This is a genomic window from Microbacterium sp. (assembly GCF_035277845.1).
Lineage (GTDB): Bacteria > Actinomycetota > Actinomycetes > Actinomycetales > Microbacteriaceae > Microbacterium.
On the sequence record NZ_DATEJS010000344.1, the window covers coordinates 1 to 2,156 of the forward strand.

At 69.7% G+C, this 2,156-nt stretch carries 3 protein-coding genes; all 3 read right to left on the bottom strand.

From position 1 onward, the window contains the following. Nucleotides 1-885 (bottom strand): phosphoglucosamine mutase (locus tag VJR25_RS15230; RefSeq protein ID WP_324116538.1); only part of this gene is annotated, 885 nt, incomplete at its 3' end. 17 nt (nucleotides 886-902) lie between these two features. Further along, nucleotides 903-1,379, bottom strand: a complete 477-nt coding sequence (gene rpsI / locus VJR25_RS15235) for a 30S ribosomal protein S9 (protein WP_324116540.1) — start codon at nucleotides 1,377-1,379, stop codon at nucleotides 903-905. Between the two features lie 25 nt (nucleotides 1,380-1,404). Next, entirely contained in the window at nucleotides 1,405-1,851 is a 447-nt protein-coding gene (rplM, locus tag VJR25_RS15240) for a 50S ribosomal protein L13 (protein WP_324116542.1), read from the bottom strand. Nucleotides 1,852-2,156 lie beyond the last annotated feature (305 nt).

Sequence of the window (2,156 nt, forward strand, 5' to 3'; positions counted from 1 at the left end):
CAGGCCGAGGTTGCTCATCACGGTGGCGACGAGGGTGTCGTCGTCGAGGTGCCCGCGTTCCTTCATCGCGACCGCGAGGATCGCCATGATCTGGTCGCCGTCGACGATGGTGCCGTCGGCGTCGACCGCGAGGCAGCGGTCCGCGTCGCCGTCGTGCGCGATGCCCACGTCGGCGCCCACGCGCACGACGTGCTCGGCGAGCGAGGCGAGATGCGTCGAGCCGACGCCGTCGTTGATGTTCAGGCCGTCGGGGTCCGCCCCGATGACCGTGACCCGGGCGCCGGCATCCCGGAACGTCTCGGGCGAGACGCCGGCAGCCGCGCCGTGGGCGCAGTCGAGCACGACGTGGATGCCGTCGAGGCTGTGCGGCAGCGACTGCAGCAGGTGCACGACGTAGCGGTCCTCGGCGTCCGCGAACCGGCGCACGCGACCGACGTCCGCGCCGGTCGGGCGGAGCTTCGGGCCGCCCATGGCGGCTTCGATGCGCTGCTCGACCTCGTCGGGGAGCTTGACGCCGCCGCGGGCGAAGATCTTGATGCCGTTGTCGGGGGCCGGGTTGTGGGAGGCCGAGACCATCACGCCGAAGTCGGCGTCCATCGAGCCGACCAGGAACGCGGCCGCGGGCGTGGGCAGCACGCCGGCATCCAGCACGTCGACGCCCGAGGACGCGAGACCGGCTTCGACGGCGGCCGAGAGGAACTCTCCGGACACGCGGGGGTCACGGGCGACGACAGCGGTGATCCGCTTGCCGGCGGCGCGACGCGCGTCCGCAGTACGGCCCTGGCCCAGGACGACGGCAGTCGCCTGGGCCAGGGTGAGCGCGAGGTCGGCGGTGAGGGGGCCGTTGGCCAGCCCCCGCACCCCGTCCGTACCGAACAGTGCCATGAAATGGACTGTCGGGATCAGCGCTTCGAGTACTGAGGAGCCTTGCGGGCCTTCTTGAGACCGGCCTTCTTGCGCTCCTTGACGCGAGCGTCGCGCGAGAGGAAGCCGGCCTTCTTGAGGGTCGGGCGGTTGTTCTCGGCGTCGATCTCGTTCAGCGCACGGGCGATGCCGAGGCGCAGGGCGCCCGCCTGGCCCGAGGGGCCGCCGCCGTGGATGCGCGCGATGACGTCGTACGCGCCGGTGAGGCTGAGCACGGTGAACGGGTCGGTGACCAGCTGCTGGTGCAGCTTGTTCGGGAAGTAGTCCTCGAACGTGCGGCCGTTGATCGTGATGGTGCCGGAGCCCGGGATCAGTCGCACGCGGGCGATGGCCTGCTTGCGACGGCCCACAGCGGCACCGGGCACGCTGAGGACGGGACGGTCGACGACCGCGGCGGCCGCCTGGTCGGCGGGCGTCTCGGTGGAGTAGTTGCTGAGTTCTTCGGTGTTCGCCACGAGTGTGTCCTTTTCTGGGCGGCGCTTACTGGGCGACCTGGTCGAACGAGTACGGCTTCGGCTGCTGAGCGGCGTGCGGGTGCTCGGCACCGGCGTACACCTTCAGCTTCGACAGCTGCTGGCGACCCAGGCTGTTCTTGGGGAGCATGCCGCGGATGGCCTTCTCGACCGCGCGAACGGGGTTCTTCTCGAGCAGCTCGGAGTACGAGACCGCCTTGAGGCCGCCCGGGTAGCCCGAGTGGCGGTAGGCCATCTTCTTCTCGAGCTTCTGGCCGGTGAGGGCCACCTTGTCCGCGTTGACGATGACGACGAAGTCGCCGGTGTCGATGTGGTTCGCGAAGGTCGGCTTGTGCTTGCCGCGGAGGATGGCGGCGGCGTGCGAGGCGAGACGGCCGAGGACGACGTCGGTCGCGTCGATGACCAGCCACTCGCGCTGGACTTCGCCAGCCTTGGGGGTGTAGGTGCGCGTCACAGTAGTGCTGCTTTCTTGTCGAACGGAGAGGTTCGTGAATCCCACTCCGGGGTGGTTGCGAGGTTCGGTCGTTGAGCGAGGGCGAAGCCCGGACGAAACGCACCGAACCCACCAACACGCCAGTGGAGGGCTCACGTTCGTGGCGCCGGCCAGCAGGGCACAGGCACCAAAGAGAAAGCTTACGGCATCACGGATGCCAGACCAAAACGGGCGTCCCGGGTGAGTGTCCAGCGTGCCGGGTTAGGTTGGGCAGCATGCAGGAAGGCGATCCCCACCGTTCCCCGCGCCCGGCGCTGCGCCGCGAT